The organism is Candidatus Dormiibacterota bacterium (assembly GCA_035532835.1).
Lineage (GTDB): Bacteria > Vulcanimicrobiota > Vulcanimicrobiia > Vulcanimicrobiales > Vulcanimicrobiaceae > DAHUXY01.
Map to the genome: position 1 here is coordinate 1 of DATKQG010000081.1, position 23,279 is coordinate 23,279.

The following is a 23,279-nucleotide window of genomic DNA, read 5'->3' on the forward strand; positions in this document are numbered from 1 at the left end:
GAATCATCCCGTCGGCGGTGACGATCTCGGTTGCAACGAGTTGATCGCAGCCAAGCCCGTGGGCGCGCATGTTGAAGCCGATCCCGCCGCCGAGTACGAAACCCGCAACGCCGACGCCGGGGCAGCGGCCGTGGGTAATGGCAAGATTGCGGTTGCTGAAGTACGCCGACAGCCCGGCGTTCCGCGCGCCTCCACCGACGCTCGCTACGCCTGTATGCTCGTCGAACGATATAGCGTTGATGTGGCGCACGTCGATCATCAAGCCGGGTGTCGTAGAGTAGCCCGCATACGAATGCCCGCCGGAGCGAGCGACGAGCGGGACGCCATGCTCTCGCGCCCATAGAATCGATGCGCTGACATCGTTCGCGTTCTTACACAACGCAATGCCCGCGGGGCGAACCGCCGAGTAGCGCAGATTATTCGGAAGTGAAATCTCCGTGTATCCGCGGTCGCCGGGGAGCACGAGCCTCCCTGAGAGCCGGCGCGCGAGCGCCGCCCATGGCAGCCGAGCGGCTGCGGCGAGCAAACCGATCCCGCTGGTGCCGATGGCGGCAGCGCCCGCGATACTTTGAAGGAACGCTCGCCGGTCTGGCATGCCGGCAAGCGTTCATGTCGGCCCCACCCTCACCCTCCTTCAAATGTCGCGGCCTGCGATTGAGGCGTCGAGGATTTCGATGGGGTGGGCCGCCGGTAACGCCGCGCCGCGGCTTCGGAGGATCGACTGCATTTGGAGGGCGCATCCGGAGTTTGCGCTGGCGATGAGATCGGGGGCAACGGAGAGCACGTTGTCCACCTTGCGTTCGCCGATCTCGCGTGCCGATTCGGGCTCGAAGAGGTTGTACGTTCCGGCGCTGCCGCAACATTGGTCGCCGTCGGGCACTTCAAGCAGTTGCAGGCCCGGAATGCCCGCTAGGAGCGCGCGCGGCTGTTCGCGGATGCGCTGGGCGTGCGCGAGATGGCAGGCGTCGTGATAGGCTACGCGCTTGTGGATCGGGTGCCGCACGGCTAGCGGCTCGATGCCTCCGAGAAACTCGTTGATATCGCGCACGCGCAGCGCGAAGGCTTCGGCGCGTTCGCGAAACGCCGGGTCATCCGCAAAGAGTTCGCCGTATTGTTTGAGGGTCGAACCGCAGCCGGCCGCGTTGATGATGATGGCGTCGAAGCGCTCGTGCTCGAAGCGCTCGATCAACGAGCGCGCAAAGCGCTTGGCCTCGATATCGCGTCCCGAGTGGAGCGAGAGCGCGCCGCAGCAACCCTGTCCCTGCGGCACGACAACGTCGTATCCCTCGGCCGCCAATACGCGGATCGTCGCGGCGTTGACGTTGGGGAAGAAGGTGCGCTGCACGCAGCCAGCGACAAGCGCGACGCGACCGCGCATGGCAGGTGTCGTCGCGCGCGTCAGCGCAGGGAGCGACGGCTCCGTGTCGCGCAGCGTGACGGGAGGCGCCAGGGCTTCGAGCTGGCGAAACCGCGCGGGCAATCGTTCGAGCAGGCCGCTCCGGCGCACGACCGACTGTAATCCGCTCTTCGCGTAGAGCGAGAGCGGTATCGCGAGCACGCGCAGCCGCCCGGGATACGGAAAGAGCGCAAAGATCATCGAGCGGAAGAGGCGATCGAACGGCGTTCGCGGCGCGATCGGTTCGAGCTTCGCGCGTTGGGCTTCGATCAACAGATCGTAGCGCACGCCCGATGGGCACGCGGTGACGCAGCCCATGCATCCCAGGCAGCGATCGAAGTGCTCTGTAACCGTCGCATCGAGCGCGATCACTCCCTCTTGCAGGCCCTTCATCAAATCGATGCGTCCGCGCGGCGAATCCATCTCGTTGCCCCACGACCGGTACGTCGGACAAGCCGGCAAACAGAATCCGCAGTGTACGCAATCGGCGATCAGGTCGTTCATATCGCGCGTTTCGCCGGGAGTGTGCACTAGATGCCTCCGACGAAGCGGCCCGGATTGCACAGGCCCTTGGGATCGAAGTTCGTTTTGAGTTGACGCATGATCGGCCAGGACGGCGGCGGGGCGCCCCAGGCGTCTACCGCACCGCGTGCATCGAGCGGCATCGCGGCTACCACGACAGTGCCGGCGTCGAGATCGCTGCGCCAGCGTTCGACGGTTGCGGCGCTCATATCGTTCCCGGTCAGGATCGCAGAGCCGATTGCCGGATAATAGATGCGGCGGATGCCGGCCATGTCGTTCTGGGCAAGAAAGCCGGCGAGCTTCGTGGGTGCCGCACCGAGTTGTACGCGCCAGGGAGCTTCGCAACGCGCGCTTCGTTCGCGCGCCTCCAGAAGATCGAGCTCGGCGGGCGAGGGCTGTGACGCATCGAAATGCAAGCGCTCCGCAATGTCGGTCATCGAACGGACTTGCTCGTCGACGCCGCCGCGAAAACCGTCGAACGCGACGACGCAATCGTAACGCTCGCCGCCGTCGTCGAACGCGACGATCGAGGTCGGCACGAGGGCGGCGTTGACGATTTCCGCGCAGACGCGCAGAACGTCGCCGGCGGTAAGTTTGCGAAGGGCGATGGTAGCGCCGTATTCGCTGCGCGGGTGCACGCGAAAGGTCGCGCTGACAACGGCGCCGAGCGTCCCGAGCGCGCCGACCATCAGCTTGGGGATATCGAAGCCCGCGACGTTCTTGACGACCTTACCCCCGCCGCGAGCGGTGACGCCGTCGGGGCGCACGATTGCGATGCCGACGATGTTGTCCTTGATCGAGCCGAAGCGCAAGCGTCGCCGACCGTAGGCATTCGTCGCGATTGCGCCTCCGATCGTCGTGCGTTCGGGGTCGGGTACGTCGAGCGCTAAGAATTGGTGATGTTCGGCAAGTACGGCGCAAACCGCGGCGAACGTCATGCCGGCTTCTACGGTGATCGTCTGATCCTCGGGCGCGTAGTCGATCACGCGGTTGCAGCCAGTCGTTGCGACGACCGTATCCAGCCCCCGCGGTGCATTCCCCAGCTCGAGTTCGGTGCCGCCGCCCACAAACGCAAACGGCTTCCCGTCTGCGTAGAGGTCGCGTACGACGGCCGCAAGCTCGCCGATGCCGGAGGGGGTGACGACGTTGCGCGGTTCGACTCCGGCGATCCTCATCCGCGCCCGGCTACTTCGGCGAGTTCGGTCGCGTGCGGGTGATACACACCCGGCCGGTCGCCGCAAAGACGCGGCGTCGGGAAGACTTTGTTGGGATTGAAGATGACGTCGCGATCGAAGGCGCAGCGGACGAATTGCATCGTCGCAAGATCGTCCTCGGTAAAGAGATCACCCATATAGGCGGCCTTGTCGAAGCCGACGCCGTGTTCGCCCGTAATCGAACCGCCGTAACGGATGCACGTCTTGAGAATCTCGCCGCCGACGTGCTCGGCCAACGCCTCTTGTCCCGGGATGCGTCCATCGTACAGAATCAGGGGATGAAGATTGCCGTCGCCCGCGTGAAAGACGTTCGCCACGCGCAACCCTGCCTCCGAGGCGAGCCGCGCGATGTCGCGGAGTACCGGCACGATCTCTTTGCGCGGGATGACGCCGTCCTGCACGTAGTAATTCGGCGAGATCCGGCCCATGGCAGCGAACGCGCCCTTGCGGCCCTTCCACATCAACGCTCGTTCGCCGTCGTCGCGCGGAGAACGGATTTCGATCGCACCCGCCGCGCGCAACGCGGCAATGGCGGCATCGCCAGTATGCTCGACTTCCGCGACCACGCCGTCGACATCCATCAGCAGCGCGGCCCCGACGTCGAGCGGCCAATCGACGCGCGTGGCGGCGACGATCGCTTCGATCGCAAGTTGGTCCATCATCTCGATCGCAGCCGGCACGATCCCCGCCGAAATGATGGCCGAGACGGCAGCTCCCGCTTCGTCTGTGGTCGGGAAGGTGGCAAAGATCGTGCGGGTGGCATGCGGCGTGCGCAAAATTCTGACGACGACCTCGGTGACGATGCCGAGGAGTCCCTCACTCCCGACGAAGACGCCCATGAGATCGTAACCCAGCGCGTCGGGCTCGCCACCGTGCGCGCCGACCGAGACGATCTCGCCTTCGGCCGTGACGATGGTCGCGCCGACGGCGTGATTCACGGTGAACCCATACTTGAGGCAATGCGCGCCGCCCGAGTTCTCGGCGACGTTTCCGCCGATCGAGCAGACGCTCTGCGAGGACGGATCGGGTGCGTAGTAATAACCGGCCGCGGCGAGATGCCGCGAGATATTGAGATTGATGACGCCGGGTTGCACGCGCATGCGCCGATTGGGGAGATCAACCTCAAGGATGGCCTTCATGCGCGAGAGACCGATCACCACGCATCCTTCAACCGGTAGCGCGCCGCCCGAGAGCCCCGTCCCGGAGCCGCGCGGAACGATCGGCATGCCCAGCGTCCGCGCAAGGCGCACGCAGGCCGCGACCTGTTCGGTCGTTTCGGGCAAGACCACGACGGCGGGGCGCACGCGAAAGCCCGGCAACCCATCGGCCTCATACGTCCGCAGCTCGCTGCCCTCGGTGATCGTGTTTCGCTCACCGACAATCGCGATAAAATCCGAAACGGCCGCCATGGCACGGGGGGTTCTGTGACCGGACGCGAGCACCTCGCCACAGCCTGCCGCGGAGGAGGTAACGACTGGGCGCTGGCTTAACGGCGTGGGATGGTGTTTTTGCGCTCGCTCGTAATGGCTTGTACGCTCGCCGCAGCAGCGGTACTCCCCGCGATGGCGGCCGCGCCGCCGTTGATCCTGCAATCGCCCACGGTGAGCCGAACGCAGATCGCGTTCGTGTATGGCGGCGATATTTGGACCGTGGGTCGCGGTGGTGGCGAAGCGCGCCGGGTCGTGACCGGATACGGGCTTGCGAGCGCGCCGTTTTTCTCGCCCGACGGTTCGACGATTGCCTTTAGCGCCAACTACAACGGCAACACCGACGTGTACGCGGTCCCGTCGAGCGGTGGCGAACCGCGCCGCCTGACGTACCATCCGGACCCGGATATCGTCGTCGGCTGGACGCGCGACGGCAGCAAGATTCTGTTCCGCTCCAATCGCAACAGCAGCAACGATTCCAACCAGCTCTATACCATTTCGCGCAACGGCGGTATCGCAACCGAACTGCCGCTACCGGACGCCCAGGTCGGTTCGTACTCGCCCGACGGCACGCACCTTGCATACGTTCCGAACGCGCAGTGGGAGCCGTTTTGGCAAGGTTACCGAGGCGGCCAAACCACGCCGATCTGGATTGCCGATCTGGCCGACTCCTCGATCGTCAAAATCCCGCGCAACAACTCGAACGATCGCGACCCGATGTGGATCGGAAAGACGATCTACTTCCTCTCCGATCGCCAGGGCCCATACACGCTCTATGCCTACGATACGCAAAGCCATGCGGTGCGCCGGCTCGTTTCGAATCAGCACGGCTTCGATGTCGTCTCGGCATCAGCCAACGACGGGACGATCGTCTACTCGCAGTTCGATGCGATTCACACGTACGATCCCGCGACGCATACCGATCGTGCGATTCCGATTCGCGTCGCGGCCGATATGCCGCAAGTGCGCCCGCATTGGATTTCGGTAGGGACCCAGATTCAGAACGCGGCCATTTCGCCGACCGGCGTGCGCGCCGTGTTCGAGGCGCACGGCGATATCCTCACCGTCCCCGCCGAGCACGGCGACGTTCGTAACATCACCGCGACGCCCGCCGTCGAAGAGCGCGACCCGGCGTGGTCGCCCAACGGCAAGTGGATCGCCTATTTCTCCGATGCGTCGGGCGAATACACGCTCCACGTCAAAGACCAGCTCGGCCTCAAGCCGGATCGCGTGTTTACGCTGGCTCCCACCCCCTCATTCTATTATTCGCCGACGTGGTCGCCGGACAGCACCAAGATCGCCTACGCGGATAAACATCTCGGCCTGTACTACATCGATATTGCGGCAGCGCATCCGCACGCGGTGAAGATGGCGGAACAGCCTTACGAATCGTTCTCGCCCAACCCGTTCCAGGGCTCGTGGTCGCCCGACAGCCGCTACGTGGCGTATACGAAACAGTTGCCGAGCTTTCTGCATGCGATCTTCGTCTACGACACGCGCGACGGGCGCTCGTACCAAATCACCGACGGTATGAGCGACGCGACCAATCCGGCCTTCGATAAATCCGGCAAGTATCTCTATTTTCTTTCGAGCACCAACACCGGATTCTCAAGTTACGGGCTCGACATGGAGAGCGATCAGCGGCCGACCTCGAGCAGCGTTTACGTCGCGGTACTCCACGCGGATACCGCATCGCCCGTGGCTCCGCTGACGGCCGATGAGGCCGCCTCCGAGGAGCCCGCTCCCAAACCGAAGGCTTCGGGTGCGGCCGCGAAGCCTGCCCCCTCGCACGCAACCGCGCCCATCGATTTTGCCGGTATCCTGCAACGCATCGTTGCGTTGCCGATTCCCGACGCAAATTACGTGCAACTCGAAGCGGGAACCGCCGGCGCGATTCTGCTGGGCGAAGCGCCTCTAGCCAGCGTCGATCCCAGCGCTCCGACCATGAGCGTGTTACGCTTCGATACGGCCTCGCGCAAGGTCGTTCCGCTCGCGTCGGGCGTCTCCGATTTCAGCGTGACGTTCGATGGGAAGAAGATGCTCGTCGGTCGCGGGAAGAGTTGGTCGATCGTGCCGACCGCGGCTGCGGCGAAGCCCGGCCAAGGCGCGCTGAATACCGCGGCGATGGAAGTCTATTCGATACCGCGCGAAGAGTGGGCGCAAATGTATCGCGAGACCTGGCGCATCGAACGTGATTTCTTCTACGATCCACACTATCACGGGCTCGATATCGCGGCCGCGGAAAAGCGTTTTGCGGTATTTCTTCCTGGGCTTGCGTCGCGCGACGATTTTACCTATCTCACCCACGAGATGATCAGCTATCTCTCGGTCGGTCACCTCTGGGTGTACGGCAGCGGCGCTCCGACGATGCGGCAAGTCTCTACCGGGATGCTCGGCGCCGACTACACGGTGTCCGACAATCGCTTCCGTTTCGCGAAAATCTACAACGGTGAAAATTGGAACCCGCAGTTGCGGGCGCCGCTCACGCAGCCCGGCGTCGACGTGCGCGTCGGTGACTACCTGCTCGCCGTCAACGGCAAACCGGTCCACGCCGATAAAGAAGTGTACTCGTACTTTGAAGAGACCGCCGGCAAGCAGACCACGATCGAGGTGGGCCCGAATCCGAACGGAACCGGAGCGCACGACGTCACGGTCGTTCCAGTTGCGAGCGAATTCGCTCTGCGCAACCTCGCCTGGATCGAACATAATCGCCGGCTAGTCAGTCGCTTGAGCGGTGGAAAGCTCGCGTATGTGTACATGCCCGATACGGAGTACGGCGGGTTTACGAACTTCAACCGCTACTTTTTCGCGCAGGTCGATCGTGAGGGCGTCATCCTCGACGAGCGTTACAATCACGGCGGGCAGATCGCCGATTACGTCATCGACGTGCTAAGCCGCAAAGCCGATGCGATCCTCAAGGGCCGCGACGGACGCACCTACCTGGATCCACCGCTCGCCATCTTCGGCCCGAAAGTCATGGTGATCAACCAGTACGCGGGCTCGGGCGGTGATGCGATGCCGTGGCTCTTTAAGAAGGCGGGGCTCGGCCCGCTCGTCGGCGTGCGCACGTGGGGCGGGTTGGTCGGCATCGGCGGTTACCCGCCGCTGATGGATGGCGGGGGCGTCATGGCGCCGCGCGTAGCCATCGGCGGCCTCCACGGACATTGGGAGGTTGAAGGCCACGGCATATCGCCGAACGTCGAGGTGCAGCAAGACCCCAAACTCGTCCGCGAAGGCCACGATCCGCAACTTGAGGCGGCCGTCCGCACCGCGATGCAGATGCTGCGCGAGCACCCGCTGCCGCACTATACGCCGCCGCCGTTCCCGAACCATCACCCGCACCTTCCGCCCCGTTGAAGCTACACGTCACGAACGGCGATGCCGTCCTGCATCTCTTCAAAAAAGCGGGTATCGTCGGGACGCACGTTGCGTGGCGGGATGCCTTGTACGAAGGCCCCGTTCCGGCGGCGCTATCGCTGGCTGAATTGAGCCGCGTGCGCGCGCAATATGCGGCTTCGCGCGGATATGGAAACGCGATTAAACTCTTCCATGAATTTTCCGCGCGCGATGCGGCCATCGCGCGGGCGCCCACGTACGAGGAGGTGGTATTGTGGTTCGAACACGATCTCTTCGACCAACTCCACATTCTTCAAATCCTTGTGATTCTCGATGCGCTCGATCTGGAACCGGGGAAAATCTCTCTGGTGCAGAGCGATGCATATCTCGGGTCGCTGACCGTAGACGAACTTTCGGCACTCTATCCGCGCCGCAAGACCGTGACGAACGGCATCATCTCGGCCGCAAAACGCGGGTGGGATGCGTTCACCGCAACCGATCCCGAAGCGCTGCTCGCGCATACGCACATCGATTTTCACGGATTACCGTTTATGCGGGCGGCGCTGCGCCGTCTGTGTGAGGAGTATCCAGGCCCGGCCGACGGGCTCTCGCGCTCGCAGCGGCAAGCGCTTGCCGCGGTCGCGCAGGGGCCGGCGCTCAAGGCCGACGAGCTTTTCGTGCGCGCCCAAGGGCGAGAAGAGGCCGCGTTTTTCGGGGATGCGAACTTTTACGCGGTGCTGGATGATTTGCGGAGCCGCCCCGCGCCGTTGATCGAAGGGGCTGACGGCCTTACCGCGACCACCGCGCTCGGGCGCCGGGTCCTAGGCGGCGACGCCGACTGGCTGGCGGAGGGCGGCAGCGCCGACCGTTGGATCGGCGGGGTACACCTGACGCCCGATCTGCGCCTGCGCTTCGATGGCGACGCGGGGATCTTTCGATCGTGACCGTGCGCGAACTGATCGAAGAACTGGTCGGAGCGTGGCAGACGAACGACGCCCTGCGCGCGTCGGCGTTCTTCGCGATCGAGGGTGTCTACGCCGAATCGGGCCGGCCCGCGATCGAGGGACGCGAGGCCATACTGGAGCATTTTCAGCGATTCTTCCGGGATGGTCCGGCCTGGAGAATCGAAATCGACGAGATCGTGGCCGAGGATGATCGCGCGGCCGTCGCGTATCGCTTCTCCATAAAAGGCCGTCCCGGCGACTGGCGAGAACGCGCGGGTTGTGCGCTCGTCCGGCGCGAGGACGGCCTCATATCCCTTTGGCGCGAGTACCACGGTTAGGAGATTACAGACCTCATGCCCCACGATGAACTGAGCATCGATATCAAATCGGAGAACCACGGCGAAGCCTTGGTGTACGCGCTGCGCGGAAGCTTGGATATCGCAACGTCGCCTTCGGTGCGCGCCGCGCTTACCGAAGCGGCCGCGAACGGCAAACACGAGATCGTCGTCGATCTCACGCAGATCGAATTTCTCGATTCAACCGGCCTAGGTGCGCTCATCGGCGCGCACCGCCGCGCGCTCGAAAACCACGGCACGCTACGCTTGGTCGTGAGCGACGGACCGATCTTGCGCCTGTTGAACATCACCGGCCTGATCCGCGTCTTGCCGGTATACCATAGCCGCGCCGACGCGTTAGGCGATCACGCGCGCGTAGCCGCAGCGTTGTAGTTCGCATAGGCTTCGTCGAGCAACTCGACGACGTGTGCGACGCGTACGTCGTCGCCGCGTTCGCGGAGCCCGGCTGCAACCTGTAAGGCACATCCCGGATTAGCGGTCGCGACGATGGTCGCGGCCGTTTCTACGATATGGCCGACCTTGCGTCGCTGCAGGCGCCCGGCCATCTCCGGTTGCGTGAGATTATAAATGCCCGCGCTGCCGCAACAGACGGCACTTTCGTCCATCTCGCGCAACGTTAATCCGGGGATCTGCGCGAGCAGCCGGCGGGGTGCGGCGCTTACGCGCTGCGCGTGGACCAGATGGCACGGCTCTTGATAGGTGACGACGGCATCGATGCGCCCGATGTGCGAATCGAGTTGCATCGCATCGAGCACTTCGGTAATATCGCGTACGCGCGACGAGAAGCGTTCGGCGCGCGCTTGCCACTGCGGATCGTCCGCGAAGAGGTCGCCGTACTCTTTGAGCGCGCTTCCGCAACCCGCCGCGTTGACGACGTAAACATCCGCTCCGCTGTGTTCGAAGGCCTCGATGTTGTGCTTTGCGAGTTCGCGCCCGAACTCCATCTGCCCGGTGTGCACGGCGATCGCGCCGCAGCAGCCCTGGGAACGCGGCACCGTGACCGTGAGCCCGGCGCGGCGCAGCATCCGAACGCTCGCCTCGTGGACGTTGGGAAAAGCAACGTGCATGACGCAGCCGGTGTGCAGAAACGCGACGCCGAGTGACGGCCGCGCTTCAAAGCGCTGGTCGTTCGCGACGAAGAATCGATTTGGGATCCGAGGCGCGAGTGCGGCCGCGTCCCGAAATCCGGTGCGTTCGGCGATCCACATCACGCCGCTGCGTTGGGCCCATCGCAGGAGCCTCGCTGCGAAACGCATGGTCGCAAGATTCGAGAACAGGGTGCGCAGGGCAAAACGGCGCAGCGCGCCTTGAGGGGCGGAGCGCGTCGGAGCCACCGCAGTCTCTATTTGGGAACGCGATCGCTCGAGCAGCGAGCCGTAGCGGACCCCCGAAGGGCAGGCCGCTTCGCACGCCCGGCAATCCAAGCACTGGGACATCTGCTCGACGAAGCCGGGGCTGAGCAGCGGGAGCTCCCCTTCGGCGACCGCTTTGATCAGACTAATTCTGCCGCGAGGTCCCGAGGTTTCTGTCATAGTCTCTAGGTACGTCGGGCAGGTCGGCAGGCACAGCCCGCATCGGACGCATGCATCGTAGACTGCCGCCGATGGAATATCGGCGCCGGAGAAGCCGGGTTCGCTGGCCTCGATCATGCGACCGACCATTCGCCCTGCATGAGCGCAACTTCTTCCGCGCGAAGATGTTGCGTCGCACCCTTATCTGGAGGTTTCTTGCCGTGGCTGACACCGTGACCAGCGAATATGCGCTCTCGACCGAACCGAAGCTCAAAGCCTTCGTCGCTACCGTCCTTGAAAAGGTCGGCGTCGCGCGGGATCAAGCTGAGGTCGTCGGCGACGTTCTAGTTGCCGCCGATATGCGCGGCGTGGAGTCGCACGGCGTCGCGCGCCTGGATTCGTATTACGTCGCGCGTCTTTGCAACGGTCTGATGAAGGCGAAGCCCAACTACGAGATCGTGCGTGAAACCGAAACGACGGTGCTCTACGATGCCGACAACGGGCTCGGGCACCCGGCCGGCAAGCTCGCCATGCAGAAGGTGCTCGAAAAGGCCAAAAAGCACGGCTCGGCGTTCGGTGCGGTGCGTAACTCCAACCACTATGGCATCGCGGGATACTACGCGATGATGGCGCTCGAGCACGATATGATCGGCATGGCCTCGACGAACTCGGTCAAGTACGGCGCGCCGACGTTCGGCAGAGACGTGCTCCTGGGCACCAATCCGCTTGCGTTTGCGATCCCGGCGGGCAAAGAGCCGGCGTTCGTACTCGATTTCGCGACGACGACCGTCCCCAAGGGCAAGCTCGAGGTGTACAAGCGTAAGGGTCTTCCGCTCAAAGACGGCTGGGCGATCGACGAGCACGGCGAGATGACCGTGGATCCCGATGCCGCGTTGCGCGGCGCGCTGCTCCCACTGGGCGGATTTGGAACGGATCACTCGGGGCACAAGGGCTACGGGCTCGGACTCTTGGTCGATATTCTGTGCGGCGTGCTCTCGGGCGGGGCTTTCGGCCCGACCCTCCCGAATATCAGCGAAGCCAAAGAGGGTGCGATCTCGCACTGGTTTGGGGCGTTCCGCGTCGATGCATTCCGCGACGTGGAGCAGTTCAAGGCAGATATGGATCGCGAATTGCGGTATTTCAAAGAAAGCCAACGGGTCCCGGGGGCGGACCGCATCTACGTCGCAGGCGAAATCGAGTACGAAAAGACCCTTGCAACCCGGCGCGACGGCGTTCCGGTGCACGCTAAGGTCTGGCAGGGTCTCGAGAAACTCGCCGGGGAGCTGGGGATTCCATTCGAACTTTCCCGATAACCAACGTATGAGCACGCGCCGGGGAGAGCCGGAGATCGACCTGGTGCATGTCAACGTCGCGTCGCCGGCCGGTTCGTATACCGTCGGCAACGCGTCGTTCTTTCGCTATATCGTTCGCCTGGTGGAGTTGAGCTTGCCGCTCACGCTTTCCGACCGGGAGGCGCTCGATATGCTGGCTGCGATTCCGCACGCCTTCGATCCCGATGAAGACGTGCCGATGATCTCGGGTCGCGGCTGGCGCGTGGTGCCCGCGCAAGGCGAATTGGATTGGCCGGTGCTCGAAGCGACGCCGCAGCGCTTGCATTCCGCCTTCGAACGCGCGCGCAATTTGCTATGGACGTATGCGGCTCGCTTTCACGTTAGCGCCGGTGAGATTGCGGCAATAGAAGAAGAACTCGACGCAGTATACGGCGTCTTGATGCGCGCTGAAGCAGCCGGGTTTGCCGTCAACGTCTCCTACGTCGCGTAAACCGCTCGCACGCCTCGCGCTGCGCGGCGGCGGCGGCGAACCGATTCTGTTTGCGCAGACGATCGGCTCGCACGGTTGCGCCGCACTCGCTCCCGCGGTCGTGGCACCCGACTACACCTGGTATCGCACGGCGCTCCGCGTTGACGAACGCGTCGTCCCGGTTACGCTTACGGTCGATGCGGACGAGCTCGTAATCGATGCGGACGCACGTCTGGGAGCGTCGCAATCGCGCGCCGTCGTTGCGCAAATCACGCGCATGTTTCGCCTGGGCGACGATCTCTCGCCGTTCTATCGCGCGGTCGCGGGCGACCCCGATCTGCATTTCGCCGCACTCGGTGCGGGAAGGCTGCTGGCCAGTCCAACCGTGTTCGAAGACGTCGTGAAGACGATTTGTACGACCAACTGCGCGTGGTCGGCGACGCTGCGGATGACGGCCGCCCTAGCGGAATTGGGTGAGGGCGCCTTTCCATCGCCGGAGCGCGTCGCCGCAACCGGCGCCCGCTGGTTCACCGATGTGGCGCGGATGGGATACCGCGGGCCGTACATTGCCGCGCTGGGCCGCGACGTTGCAGCCGGACGGCTCGATCTCGAACGATTGCTCCCCGTGTACGGAATGGCGGACGACGACGTCGAGGCCGCGTTACTCGAACTCCCGGGCGTCGGCCCGTATGCAGCCGCCCACATCATGCAATTGCTCGGCCGCCATCGTCGTCTGATCCTGGACTCGTGGACACGCCCCACCTACCTCGCGCGCTCCGGAAAGAAACGTGCGACCGATACGACGATGCGCAGGGCGTTTGCGCGGTACGGAGAGTACGCCGGGTTAGCGTTCTGGCTCTATCTCACGCGCGATTGGGTTCCCCAACCATAACGACAACGAGAGGCGTCACTCATGCATCGTCGGTTTCTACCTATTGTTCTGGCCATTCTTTTCGTCGCCGTTGTTGCGAGCGGGTGCGGCGGGGGAACCGTTTCGGCCCCCAATGCTCCGCCGGTGGCGCCGTCGCTGCCCAGTTACAACGGTAATGTCGGGCTCGATATTCTGCGTTGCACGGATACCGATCCGAGCAACTATAGTCTGCATTGGTTTCGCGGCGTCGGTTTTCGCGATGCGTCGACCGCGTTCGTCACCGGCGATGCAGGGAGTCTCTACGCCGTGAGCGGCAATTTTGCGCAGCCGGCATCGCTGACGGCGAGTGCGGTTTCGACGCCTTTCGACGGCACGCACTGCTGGGGCAACGGCGTCACGTTTACGGACGCCACCCACGGCTACGTCGTCGGCTACCACGATCTCAAGCTCTACACGCGCGACGGCGGCGTAACCTGGACGAAGGTGGAGTTCCAAGACGGCTTCGATAAGTATCGCCTCATTTCGCCGAGCGCCGGTACGTTGTTGCTCACCGGCATCGCGCGCCCGATCGAGTATTCGAATGCAGCCGGCGATTATTTCGTCGATGTGGTCCCCCCGTATCCGGCTCCGAGTGCCGCTCCGGATCAGCGCAACGCGTTTCACGATATCGCGGCGGCGAGCGCAACGCATATCGTTGCGGTGGGAACGGGAGAGCGCGTTGACGAGAGCAGCGACGGCGGAAGAAGTTGGGGCCGCTCGAGCGCAACGTTTACGCCGGCGCTTTCAGGTGTGCCGTTCTTACTCGGCGTAGCGTTCGACGGCACGACCGGCTTGGGCGCAATCGTGGGAGAAGAGGGAACGATCTATCTCACGAGCGACGGCGGCGCGTCGTGGTCGGCGCCCGCAACCGTGCCTTCGGGCGCGGCGAACCAAACGCTGGTTGAGGCCGCGCGACTCTCGCCGGCCAACATCGTGATTGCCGGCCAATTGAGCCCGAGGCTCGCCAAGGACGCGACGACGAACGGCATCGTCTGGCTTAGCAACGACGGCGGCGCAACCTGGCAGACGGTAACGACGGCAGTAGACCCGGTCACGCAAATCGTGGCGCCGATGGCGGGCCTGCTCAACCTGGCATTCTACGATTCGCAACACGGCCTCGCCGTCGGCTTGCGCGGACGCATCTATGCCACCGCCGACGGCGGCGCCCACTGGTCCATCGTCCACAGCGGCTTCGAGCAGTAGCGATCGAGCGTGGTCCGGCCTCTGGTGCGGCGCTATAGCTGGATCTGCGCCGTTCTGACGGCGATTGCTTCGAAGATGCTGGGGTGGAGCGTGACGAGCGTGAGGTTGTGGACCAGAGCGGTTGCGGCCACGAAGCCCTGGGTCGCGGTGAGGGCGGGCGTACCGAAGAGCGTCGCGCGGCCAAGGATCTCGCCGGATCGTTCCGCGACCGCGGCATCGATCGACAGTATGCGATCTTCGAAGCGGGAGCGCAGGCGCTCCAACGCCGCAGCATAGCGTTCGAAGCGCGCGCGGTCGGGTGCCGCCCGTTCGATCGCGGCGCGAAACTCGCTCAGGGTCACGACGCTTAGAAATAGTTGGCTCTCGTCGCGCTCTTGTAGCCAATCCCGTAGCGATCCAGGCCCCTTGGGCTGCATGGCTCGAGATACGACCCCGGAATCGAGAAGAAAGCCGGTCATAGCTCGAGGTCGCCCAGCTCGCTGCCGGCCAGGAATGCTGCGAGCGGCTGCGCTTTGCGCCCGGTCAGTCGTGCAAAATCATCCTCGGAGATAAGCACAGCGGCCGGCCGGCCGTGCCGGGTGATGCGTTGCGGGCCACCGGCGATGGCGCGATCGATCGCGCTACTTAGTTTTGCCTTGGCCTCTTGAAGCTGCCATTCGCCTTTAATCCGAAGCACGGAACCTCCAAAATATAGTCTGACTAGTCTGACTATATCGAAACGTCAGCGTAGAAGCAATACCGAGGCGACTAGGGCGGGGATGGTTACGGCGATGCCGTAGCGGAAGAACTGCCAAGCGGTAACGTTGATCTTGGCGCGGCGCAGGGCGATCAGCCACAGCAAGGTCGCCAGCGATCCGGTAACGGAGAGGTTCGGGCCGAGATCGACGGCTATCACCGCCGCCTGCTCGATATGTGGGGAGACGTGGGCTCCGGTTAGCGCATAGCCGGCCGCCAGGCCCACGGGCAGATTGTTCAGGGCATTGCTGGCGACGGTGATGACGCCGGAGAGCCCGAGAGTCCCCCACGGCCAAGGCGTGGAAGCGGCCCATGCGAACACCTCGCGCGCGGCGGTCAGCGCACCGCTCCGATCGAGGCCTTCCACTAGGATAAAGAGCCCTGCGACCAGGGGAACTATCTGCCACGCCAAGTGTTTGGTGATATTCAGGGGAACCGTATGGTCTACCGTGGTCACGATCCCCAGAGCGATTAGTCCAGCCACCAGGGCCACCGGCCCGACGCTCAGTCCGAACGCGGCCGCGAGCAACAGTACCAGCGTCGCCCCCCCGACCGAGGCGAAGGCCAGCCGCATCCGCCGGTCGCGGCCGATGTGTTCCGGCGTAGAATGCACGACCGCGCCGCCGAGCGCCTTGCGAAAGAGCATCCGCAAGACGCCGTACGTGAGGCCGATTGCGGCGACGGCCGCGAGCCCAAAACTCGCCAACCAAGGAAGTAATGCGGGGAGCGCGTGCCCGAAGATGACCAGATTTGCCGGATTGCTGATCGGAAGAATAAACGAGGCGGCATTCGCGACGAATGCGCAGGCGAACAGGTACGGTAACGGATCCAAGTCGGTTCTGGCGAGGACCGCCAGCACGGCCGGCGTGAGCACCACAACCGTCGTATCGTTCGAGAGAAGCGCCGTCACGACGATCCCGACCCCGTAGATGAGGCCAAACAGGCGCTTTCGAGATCCTCGCGCGGCGCGCAGCGCGTAAACCGCCAGATAATCGAACAGTCGTTCGCTGCGAGCGATTTCCGCGAGCAGCACGATTCCGAGCAGAAACGCATAGACGTTGGCGCCGCGCAGCAGCGCGGCAAAGGCATCGGGAACCGGGATCGCTCGAACGGCCACTAGCAGCGCCGCGCCGGCAACGGCAAAGACCCATTCGGGGACGCGCCACGGACGAATCAGGATCCCCGCGATCGTCGCAGCCGTGACGATCCACAGTGTTGCCGTAAGAAGTGGGCTCATTGGGCCGCCATGTTCGGAGCTACGGTGGACAGGACCCCACTATCATCCACAGCGAATCGTATATCCACAAACAATGATTTGGTGATGTAGAATCGCCTGTGGAGAGATGATGGCTGGACGGGGATCGGCGCTACGGGCAGCTCTGCCGCCAAGCGTCGAGCAGACGGTGCTTGAGGATGGTTTGGTATCCGCCGAGCGCGGCGGCCGGGCACGCGCCGGCGGCAAACTGCGCCGGCGTCAAGGCGTCGTCGTACTCAACCGCGACAACGGCTTTGCCGGCGGTCGTAAACGGCGCGAGCGCGGCGCACCATCCTTGGGCGTAGCAGTCCTCGTCCAGACTCCAGTCAAACGACGGCTCCAGGGCGCTCGCTTGGTCGCTGTCGTTTTTCAACGCAATGCCGAGCCCGCGCGCGTGCGCTTGGGCGGCCAGCCACCTGTTGTACGTCAATTGGTCGGTGGCCGTCAGCGGGAAACCGGTTTGGTTCTGATAGCCGTCGATATTGTCGGGCTCGATCGCGTCGAAGCCCTTGGCCTTACAGAGATCGAATCGAGCCTCCACGATCGGCCCCAGAATGTCGATGCGCCGAATGTCGAGCCAATACTCGCCCGGCCAGCCGCTATCGGGGCTGCCGATGACCACCGGGTTCGCTTGAAACGACGGGGCGTCGGGCCGCCAATTCTCGTAGGTGCCGGTATCGACGTAGCAGACCACATGGCGGCCGAGCTGGTGGAGCGCCGTAACGGTCTGCGCGGCGGTATCGAATGCGTCGAGATCGTAGACGCTGGCCGCGATCGTGGTGTCGATGGTTCCGCTGAGTTGCCATTGATAGGTGTCTATCCGAGCCGGCGACCAGCCGGTACTCGGCGCGGAGGCGGGCACGGTCGGGCTCGCCCCCGAGGAGCGTGTGGCAGCCGTGCCGCCGCCGCAACCTGCGACGCTGATGAGGATGGCGAGAGCCAGGATGCGACTGGGGCGGATCGGCATGCTTCTTAGAACTATCGGCCCGCTCGCGAAGGTTCGGCACCTTCTCGCCGAACGCCGTGGGTACCGAGTATGAGTTCGTTCATTCCCGCCGATCCCACGATCGCCGAGTTCGCCGCGTACCTGCGCCTGGAGCGCGGGCAGTCGCCGCGTACCTCCGAGGAGTACGCACGCGACGTCGAGGTGTTCGGCGAGTTCCTCGAGCCCGGGCACCCGAAGACGGCGGCGTTTTTCAAGCTCGGCACGGCCACCACATCCGACGTGCGACGATTCGTGATGGAGCTGATGGGCCCGCGCAAATACACGCCGGTCTCGGTCCGGCGCAAGCTCGCGGCGTTGCGCTCGTATTTTGCGCTGCGAAAACGCGAAGGGCACCGGGCCGACAATCCCGCAGCCGACGTCCCGCCGCCCAAAGCTCCCAAACGTTTACCGCACGTCATGTCCGAGCCCGAGGTGGCGCGGCTGCTGCGCACGCGCGTCGCCGGCAAAGACGATTTCCAGCGCCTGCGCAATACCGCCATCATGGAACTGCTCTATGCGAGCGGTATCCGTCGCGCGGAGTTGGTGGGGTTGAACATCAGCGACGTCGATTTAGAGCGCCGTTTGATGCGCGTGATCGGCAAGGGCAACAAACAGCGGATGGTCTTCATCAATCAGGCTGCCGCAGACGCGGTCCGCAATTATCTCGGCGTGCGTCCACGCAGTTCCGACGAAGCGCTGTTTCTGTCGCGTCGCAAGACGCGTCTCTCCCACCGGCAGGCCTGGGTGATCTTTCGAGAATTCGCCGAGCTTTCGGGGTTAACGCAGCACGTCACACCGCACGTGATGCGCCATTCGTTCGCGACGCATCTGCTCGAAAACGGTGCGGACATCATGACCATCAAAGAGTTGCTGGGCCACGAGAGCCTTTCCACCACCCAAATCTACACCAACGTTTCGCTCGAACATATGCGGCGCAGTTACGAAGACGCACACCCCCGCGACCGCACCGAAGAGCGATGAGGAGTATCCCCGCGTTGAACCATCGGTCGATCGTCCTTCTTCTTCTCGCAGCCGTCGGGCTCGCATCGTGCGGGTCACACGCTCCCTATATCACGACGACCGGCACCTTGCCGGCGAACGCCGTCATGACCGTGCAGGCCGTCCAAGCCGGCATCAATGCCTATAAGCCCGCCGTCGGGCAACCGGACGATCTTTTCACGGTCAGCGCCACGGCACTCGGGGGCGTTCCGCCCGCGGCTCCGACGATCCGTCACGCGGGCAACGGGATCGTCGTCGATGCGAGCGCGCCGCTGCGCAACCTGCTCTTACGCGTTCCGGCGAACGTCAATCTCAACGTCGATTCGCAGCGAGGCGACGTCGACGTAACCGAAATCTCCGGTAACGTCGACGTTCACGCCGGCGTCGGCAGCGTCGACGTCATGATCGCCGGATACGCGCAGGCGAGCGTCACAAAAGGTCAGATCTCCGTGACGATGGGCTCGACGACGTGGCCCGGCGTGCTGACCTTTCGCAATCAGGACGGCGACGTCGAAGTGTGGGTGACCGAAACCGCGAAATTCCGCGTGCACCTGCACACCGGCGATGGGATGCTCTTCACGGATTTCCCGCTCCATGGCACCTCAAGCGGCACGGGCGAGACCATCGACGGCGTCGTGAACGGCGGAGCCGCGCGCGCGATCGACATCGACGTCAAGCGGGGGAATATTCGGCTGCTGAGCCTTCACCCGGAGGCATAGTCAAGACGCTCCCGGGGTTCATGATTCCGAGCGGGTCGATCGCGTGCTTCACGGCGCGCATGAGCGCCATTTCCTGCGGACTGCGCTGCGTCGATAGTTCGTCGCGGCGATAGCGCCCGATGCCGTGCTCGGCGGTAATGCTTCCACGGTAGGCGGTAACGATCGCATGCACCGTTGCGTTGACGGCATCGCTGCGCACGGCGTCCTCGCCTGGGAGCAACACGTTGAAGTGGACGTTCCCGTCGCCTACGTGGCCGAAGGCGAGAACGCGCGTTCCGGGATGAGCGGTTTCTACCGCCAGTGTCGCTTCTTCGATGAAGCGCGGCACGTCGACGATCGGAACCGAGACGTCGTGTTTTGCGCTACGCGCCGCGCGCTTCTCCGTTTCGGGGATGGACTCACGCCATTCCCAGAGTTCGTCGCTTTGCCGCTGGCTTTCGGCCACGACGCAGTCGATTGCGATGTCGGCGTCGATCAGCGTTGCGAGCGCGGCCTCGAAGGCGTCGCGCATCCCCTGAAGCGATGCGGCGGCCTCCAACAGCAGATACCACGGCTGAGCCGGCATCGGACGCGTGAGGGAGGGCTGTTGCGCGGATCGCAGCGTCACCGTCGTATCCGAAAAGAGCTCGCAGGCGACGAGCGTATCGCCGAGCAGTTCCTGCAGTTGGCTAAACGCGCGCAACGCGTCTTTCGGGCTGCCGAGGCCCAGCAACGCCGTCGTTTGAAAACGGGGCTTGGGAAAGAGCCGAAGCACCGCGCTCGTGACGATGCCGAGCGTGCCCTCCGCACCGATGAAGAGTTGCTTCCAATCGTATCCGGCGTTATCTTTCCGCAACGCGCGTAAGCCGTCGACGATGCTTCCGTCCGGTAAAACGGCCTCCAATCCGAGCACGAGCGCGCGCATCGTTCCGTAGCGAAGGACCCCCGAGCCGCCGGCGTTGGTCGATATGAGCCCGCCGATCTGAGCCGACCCCTCCGCGCCGAGCGAGAGCGGAAAGAGCCGGTTCGCGGCGTTCGCCGCGGCTTGAACGTCGGTCAAGACGCAGCCGGCCTGCGCCGTCAACGTATTCCCAATCGGATCGACGGACTCTATTCGATGCATGCGCGATAGCGAGAGCACGATCGCACCGTCGAGCCCGAGGGGCGTGGCACCGGCGGCGAGGCCGGTATTTCCACCTTGTGGGACGATCGCGGTGCGCGTTGCATGCGCTAGCGCGACGACGCGAGCCACCTCCTGCGTCGATTCCGGCCGTACGACGGCCATCGCGTTGCCGCGAAAGACGCCGCGCCAATCGTTATAGAACGCCTGCGTTTGTTCCGGATCGGTAAGGACGGCGGCCGGCCCGACGATTGCCGCGAGCTCCGCGAGCAGTCTCTGCATCACGCGCCGCGGGTCTGAGCGAGCAGCGCTTCTCGGGCTTTAACGAGTCGAACCATGGTGTCGTTGTATGGGGTCGGGACGTTGGTTCGGCGGCCGAACGCGACGATCGCGCCGTTGATATAATCGATCTCGCTCGGATGCCCGGTCTCCAAATCGAACGCCATGGAACTCTTCGTATCGGCGCCCAGCAGAATCACTTGCATAACGTAGTGCCAGGGGTTCGCGTACGGCAAATTGATTTTCAGCGCGGCTGCAACCGCGGCCGCCTCGTCGGCGAGCACTTCGGCTAGGTGCGCGGCGTTCGGTTCTTTCGGAATCGCGCCGACCGGGCATTCCAGCAAGGCCGAGAGGGCGTTGATCGATGCATTTGCTACCAACTTCCCCCACAGGTGCGGGCGGATGTCGTAGACGATCGAGGCTTGCAGGCCGCTATGTACGAGCACGTCGGCGACCGTGCGCGACGTCGTCGGAGATGCCGTCGACGAACCGATGATGGTCGCCCCCTGCTCCGAACTCGACACGCGTCCGGGGCCAAGCGTCGTCGACGATTCGGTCGTAATACCGAGGATCACGGGTACGGCCCCGCCGAGCGCGGTGCGAATGGCGTCCTCGTTGCCGATTCCGTTCTGAAGCGAGACCACCGGCGTCGACGGATTGAGTTCGCCCGCGAACGGGCGTAGCGCGCGCAGCGTGTCCACGGCCTTCACGAATAGAAAGAGCACGTTCGATGCGTAGAGTTCGCGCGCGCTTCGCGCGACGGTGACCTTCACGGGCTTGCCGTCGTTGACGCACAGGCCCTTGCGGCGGATCGCGTCGGAGACGGTCGCATTGGATTCCAGGATCGTCACGTCGCTGGTCTTCGCGAGATGATATCCGAAGAGGGTCCCCATCGACCCCGCTCCGATGATACCGACTTTGATTTTAGCGTCGCTCATGAATCAGAACTGCAGTTGGATGCCGTAAACGGTACGGCGGGTGATGTGCGTCATATCCCGTTGGCCAAAGAAGAGTTCCGCGCCGGGCATCAATCGCAAGTTGCCGTACAGATCGAGCGAGGGGCGGCGCAGGTTGTAAATGCGCGTCTCGATGCCGTAATGCGGCTGATTGAACTGCCCGAGCAGGCCGAGTTGCGAGTAGAGCAACCCGCCACCCAGCCGCACGCCATGTCCGAACGACTTGAGCGCGGCGAGGTTCGCCGTCGTGTGGTAGCCGATGTCGTTCGCACCGACGATGAAGCTGGTCTCGCCCTTCGGAAACACGATCGCATTGATATCGGTCTGCGGGCCGCGATCCTTGCTCAAGAGCGGGTTATCGCAGCAATAATGCTGCGCGGAGAGCGCGCTGACGCGAAGCTGGATCGCGAGCAAGTTGCGCGCGACCGTAGCCAGGCGTCGCTTGAGGGCAAGACGCCGCACGGCATCGCGTTGCCGGTCCAGCTGGCCGGGCGTGCTCTGAACGCTCGGCGAGGCGGCGCCGTACGGCGCGGGGCTCGGCGGCGATAGGGAAAAGGGCGACGTCGTACCGGTGGGAATGGGGGCCGGCGTGGCACCCCGGTCGACGCCGTAGACGCTGCTGGTGCCGCCGAGCGATCCGAGGAGAGAATTCGCGCGTTGCATCGTCGCATCGAGGTTGGCAACCGTATTGCGTACCTGGCTCTGCGTCTGAGGGTCGCCGGTGATGCTTCGCAGATCTTTAGTGATTCCCGCGATCGCATCGGTGGTTTCCGCGATGTTTTTGGTCGTGGCTAAAATGTTGGTCTTGAGATTGGGGTCGGAGGCGATGTTCGCCAGCGACGTCATCGAGGTGTTGAGCGCGACCGACGTGGTTTGGAAGTTCGAGAGTATGACGTCGATCTTCTTGGAGTTGAGCTGCGTCGTGTCGTTGAGCGTTGCGGTCAATTCGTCGATGTTGCGGCTGGCAGTACCCAAACTGCTCTGCAACGAGTCGGCGATTTGGAGCGCCTGCGTCGAGAATTGTTGCATGGTTTGGTCGGCGGTCGTGGTTAGATGATTGGCGTTTTCTATCGTTGCCTGCAGCGTGTCGAGCAGCTTGGGTTCACGCGATTCGAGATCGGCGAGAATTGTGTCCAGACGTTTGATTTGCCCCTGCCCTTGCTGGAGTAAATCGGCGATCGTCGCAGAGTTGTTTCCTTGCGGCTGTTCGTCGATCGGCAAAACCTGACGCGCGAGCATCGGTATGGCTTGCGGCGCGGGCGTGGGCCCGGTCACCCCAGCCGGTCGAGGGATGGGGACCGGCGGGACGATGATGAGGTTCGGGTCGCCGGTTAGCGGCGCCTGAATCAGAAAGCGCGAAGCGCTCGGGATGTCGACGTCGCGGTTGACGGCCAGGATCACGTCGACGGTATTATCTGGGAGCAGCGAAATCGAATCGACGGTTCCGACGCTCACCCCGCTGAAGTACACGATCGCGCCCGAATGCAGGCCTGCGGCCGATTGGAAATGGACGCCGATGCGGTAGCCGGTGTGCCGGGTGCCGAAATCGGTGATGACGTAGAACACCCCAAAGAGCAGTAGGAGTGAGAGGAGGGCAAAAGCCCCAACCTGGGCCTGTCGCGTCATGCGCTTCTATTTACGCCTCACGGGGAATTGTGCCTTGCCGACGAGC

At 63.9% G+C, this 23,279-nt stretch carries 22 protein-coding genes; 10 read left to right on the forward strand and 12 right to left on the reverse strand.

The genetic code is table 11. The features are described 5' to 3' along the window. The 4 genes from VMW12_09905 to VMW12_09920 all read right to left on the reverse strand — a co-directional run. The coding region (locus VMW12_09905) for an FAD-dependent oxidoreductase (GenBank protein ID HUZ50027.1) at positions 1-595 on the reverse strand (595 nt) is incomplete at its 3' end. A 39-nt stretch (positions 596-634) separates the two neighbouring features. After that, positions 635-1,900 carry a heterodisulfide reductase-related iron-sulfur binding cluster gene (locus VMW12_09910; GenBank protein HUZ50028.1) on the reverse strand — a complete coding sequence of 422 codons (1,266 nt, stop codon included), beginning with the start codon at positions 1,898-1,900 and terminating at the stop codon, positions 635-637. A gap of 26 nt (positions 1,901-1,926) precedes the next feature. After that, the gene (locus VMW12_09915; protein HUZ50029.1) at positions 1,927-3,093 is read right to left on the reverse strand and encodes an FAD-binding oxidoreductase; all 1,167 of its coding nucleotides are present in this window, start codon (positions 3,091-3,093) and stop codon (positions 1,927-1,929) included. Further along, on the reverse strand, positions 3,090-4,541 hold the full coding sequence (locus tag VMW12_09920; GenBank protein HUZ50030.1) for an FAD-linked oxidase C-terminal domain-containing protein: 1,452 nt from the start codon (positions 4,539-4,541) through the stop codon (positions 3,090-3,092). Before VMW12_09920 ends, VMW12_09915 begins: the two co-directional genes overlap by 4 nt. 114 nt (positions 4,542-4,655) lie before the next feature. Here VMW12_09920 and VMW12_09925 point away from each other — a divergent pair, with 114 nt between their 5' ends. Genes VMW12_09925 through VMW12_09940 form a run of 4 tightly spaced genes read left to right on the forward strand, consistent with a single transcriptional unit; the run spans position 4,656 to position 9,567 of the window. Continuing rightward, entirely contained in the window at positions 4,656-7,916 is a 3,261-nt protein-coding gene (locus tag VMW12_09925; GenBank protein HUZ50031.1) for a PDZ domain-containing protein, read from the forward strand. After that, a complete protein-coding gene (locus VMW12_09930) occupies positions 7,913-8,839 on the forward strand; it encodes a hypothetical protein (GenBank protein ID HUZ50032.1) in 927 nt (308 codons plus the stop codon). The genes VMW12_09925 and VMW12_09930 overlap by 4 nt, the downstream gene beginning before the upstream one ends. Further along, a complete protein-coding gene (locus VMW12_09935) occupies positions 8,836-9,177 on the forward strand; it encodes a nuclear transport factor 2 family protein (GenBank protein HUZ50033.1) in 342 nt (113 codons plus the stop codon). The genes VMW12_09930 and VMW12_09935 overlap by 4 nt, the downstream gene beginning before the upstream one ends. 15 nt (positions 9,178-9,192) lie before the next feature. Next, complete coding sequence (locus VMW12_09940; GenBank protein ID HUZ50034.1) at positions 9,193-9,567, forward strand: STAS domain-containing protein; 375 nt, start codon at positions 9,193-9,195, stop codon at positions 9,565-9,567. Here VMW12_09940 and VMW12_09945 read toward each other — a convergent pair. Further along, the gene (locus VMW12_09945; protein HUZ50035.1) at positions 9,540-10,844 is read right to left on the reverse strand and encodes a heterodisulfide reductase-related iron-sulfur binding cluster; all 1,305 of its coding nucleotides are present in this window, start codon (positions 10,842-10,844) and stop codon (positions 9,540-9,542) included. The two genes, VMW12_09940 and VMW12_09945, sit on opposite strands and share 28 nt — an antisense overlap. An 83-nt stretch (positions 10,845-10,927) precedes the next feature. Between VMW12_09945 and VMW12_09950 the strand changes: the two genes are divergently transcribed. From VMW12_09950 to VMW12_09965, 4 genes are read left to right on the forward strand one after another with little or no spacing between them, the layout of a single operon-like run. Beyond that, entirely contained in the window at positions 10,928-12,019 is a 1,092-nt protein-coding gene (locus tag VMW12_09950) for an Ldh family oxidoreductase (GenBank protein ID HUZ50036.1), read from the forward strand. A gap of 7 nt (positions 12,020-12,026) precedes the next feature. Further along, positions 12,027-12,488 (forward strand): hypothetical protein, encoded by a 462-nt coding sequence (locus VMW12_09955; protein HUZ50037.1) that lies wholly within the window; start codon positions 12,027-12,029, stop codon positions 12,486-12,488. After that, positions 12,460-13,359 carry a Fe-S cluster assembly protein HesB gene (locus tag VMW12_09960; protein HUZ50038.1) on the forward strand — a complete coding sequence of 300 codons (900 nt, stop codon included), beginning with the start codon at positions 12,460-12,462 and terminating at the stop codon, positions 13,357-13,359. The genes VMW12_09955 and VMW12_09960 overlap by 29 nt, the downstream gene beginning before the upstream one ends. Positions 13,360-13,380: 21 nt before the next feature. Then, entirely contained in the window at positions 13,381-14,580 is a 1,200-nt protein-coding gene (locus VMW12_09965) for a YCF48-related protein (GenBank protein ID HUZ50039.1), read from the forward strand. A 32-nt stretch (positions 14,581-14,612) separates the two neighbouring features. Here the strand turns inward: VMW12_09965 and VMW12_09970 are convergent, their stop codons facing one another. From VMW12_09970 to VMW12_09985, 4 genes are all read right to left on the reverse strand, one after another. Beyond that, positions 14,613-15,038 (reverse strand): PIN domain-containing protein, encoded by a 426-nt coding sequence (locus VMW12_09970; protein HUZ50040.1) that lies wholly within the window; start codon positions 15,036-15,038, stop codon positions 14,613-14,615. After that, positions 15,035-15,256 carry a type II toxin-antitoxin system Phd/YefM family antitoxin gene (locus VMW12_09975; protein HUZ50041.1) on the reverse strand — a complete coding sequence of 74 codons (222 nt, stop codon included), beginning with the start codon at positions 15,254-15,256 and terminating at the stop codon, positions 15,035-15,037. The genes VMW12_09970 and VMW12_09975 overlap by 4 nt, the downstream gene beginning before the upstream one ends. Before the next feature lie 45 nt (positions 15,257-15,301). Next, entirely contained in the window at positions 15,302-16,552 is a 1,251-nt protein-coding gene (locus VMW12_09980; GenBank protein ID HUZ50042.1) for an SLC13 family permease, read from the reverse strand. Positions 16,553-16,682: 130 nt separating this feature from the next. Continuing rightward, on the reverse strand, positions 16,683-17,537 hold the full coding sequence (locus tag VMW12_09985; GenBank protein ID HUZ50043.1) for an endo alpha-1,4 polygalactosaminidase: 855 nt from the start codon (positions 17,535-17,537) through the stop codon (positions 16,683-16,685). 69 nt (positions 17,538-17,606) lie between these two features. Between VMW12_09985 and xerA the strand changes: the two genes are divergently transcribed. Further along, a complete protein-coding gene (gene xerA / locus VMW12_09990) occupies positions 17,607-18,536 on the forward strand; it encodes a site-specific tyrosine recombinase/integron integrase (GenBank protein HUZ50044.1) in 930 nt (309 codons plus the stop codon). Next, positions 18,533-19,273: a DUF4097 family beta strand repeat-containing protein gene (locus VMW12_09995; protein HUZ50045.1), complete on the forward strand. Its 741-nt coding sequence runs from the start codon at positions 18,533-18,535 to the stop codon at positions 19,271-19,273. Before xerA ends, VMW12_09995 begins: the two co-directional genes overlap by 4 nt. On the opposite strand, the gene VMW12_10000 is transcribed toward VMW12_09995, so the two are convergent. The 3 genes from VMW12_10000 to VMW12_10010 are packed head-to-tail and all read right to left on the reverse strand — an operon-like array spanning position 19,227 to position 23,233. Then, entirely contained in the window at positions 19,227-20,654 is a 1,428-nt protein-coding gene (locus VMW12_10000; GenBank protein HUZ50046.1) for an FAD-binding oxidoreductase, read from the reverse strand. The two genes, VMW12_09995 and VMW12_10000, sit on opposite strands and share 47 nt — an antisense overlap. Next, positions 20,654-21,589 carry a 2-dehydropantoate 2-reductase gene (locus VMW12_10005; GenBank protein HUZ50047.1) on the reverse strand — a complete coding sequence of 312 codons (936 nt, stop codon included), beginning with the start codon at positions 21,587-21,589 and terminating at the stop codon, positions 20,654-20,656. The genes VMW12_10000 and VMW12_10005 overlap by 1 nt, the downstream gene beginning before the upstream one ends. A 3-nt stretch (positions 21,590-21,592) precedes the next feature. Then, a complete protein-coding gene (locus VMW12_10010) occupies positions 21,593-23,233 on the reverse strand; it encodes an MlaD family protein (GenBank protein ID HUZ50048.1) in 1,641 nt (546 codons plus the stop codon). Positions 23,234-23,279: the final 46 nt, after the last annotated feature.

Coding starts and splice junctions, on each gene's coding strand:
- VMW12_09910 (HUZ50028.1), bottom strand. CDS start 1,900: ATGAACGACCTGATCGCCGATTGCGTACACTGCGGATTCTGTTTGCCG.
- VMW12_09915 (HUZ50029.1), bottom strand. CDS start 3,093: ATGAGGATCGCCGGAGTCGAACCGCGCAACGTCGTCACCCCCTCCGGC.
- VMW12_09920 (HUZ50030.1), bottom strand. CDS start 4,541: ATGGCGGCCGTTTCGGATTTTATCGCGATTGTCGGTGAGCGAAACACG.
- VMW12_09925 (HUZ50031.1), top strand. CDS start 4,656: ATGGCTTGTACGCTCGCCGCAGCAGCGGTACTCCCCGCGATGGCGGCC.
- VMW12_09940 (HUZ50034.1), top strand. CDS start 9,193: ATGCCCCACGATGAACTGAGCATCGATATCAAATCGGAGAACCACGGC.
- VMW12_09945 (HUZ50035.1), bottom strand. CDS start 10,844: ATGATCGAGGCCAGCGAACCCGGCTTCTCCGGCGCCGATATTCCATCG.
- VMW12_09955 (HUZ50037.1), top strand. CDS start 12,027: ATGAGCACGCGCCGGGGAGAGCCGGAGATCGACCTGGTGCATGTCAAC.
- VMW12_09965 (HUZ50039.1), top strand. CDS start 13,381: ATGCATCGTCGGTTTCTACCTATTGTTCTGGCCATTCTTTTCGTCGCC.
- VMW12_09970 (HUZ50040.1), bottom strand. CDS start 15,038: ATGACCGGCTTTCTTCTCGATTCCGGGGTCGTATCTCGAGCCATGCAG.
- VMW12_09980 (HUZ50042.1), bottom strand. CDS start 16,552: ATGAGCCCACTTCTTACGGCAACACTGTGGATCGTCACGGCTGCGACG.
- VMW12_09985 (HUZ50043.1), bottom strand. CDS start 17,537: ATGCCGATCCGCCCCAGTCGCATCCTGGCTCTCGCCATCCTCATCAGC.
- xerA (HUZ50044.1), top strand. CDS start 17,607: ATGAGTTCGTTCATTCCCGCCGATCCCACGATCGCCGAGTTCGCCGCG.
- VMW12_09995 (HUZ50045.1), top strand. CDS start 18,533: ATGAGGAGTATCCCCGCGTTGAACCATCGGTCGATCGTCCTTCTTCTT.
- VMW12_10000 (HUZ50046.1), bottom strand. CDS start 20,654: ATGCAGAGACTGCTCGCGGAGCTCGCGGCAATCGTCGGGCCGGCCGCC.
- VMW12_10005 (HUZ50047.1), bottom strand. CDS start 21,589: ATGAGCGACGCTAAAATCAAAGTCGGTATCATCGGAGCGGGGTCGATG.
- VMW12_10010 (HUZ50048.1), bottom strand. CDS start 23,233: ATGACGCGACAGGCCCAGGTTGGGGCTTTTGCCCTCCTCTCACTCCTA.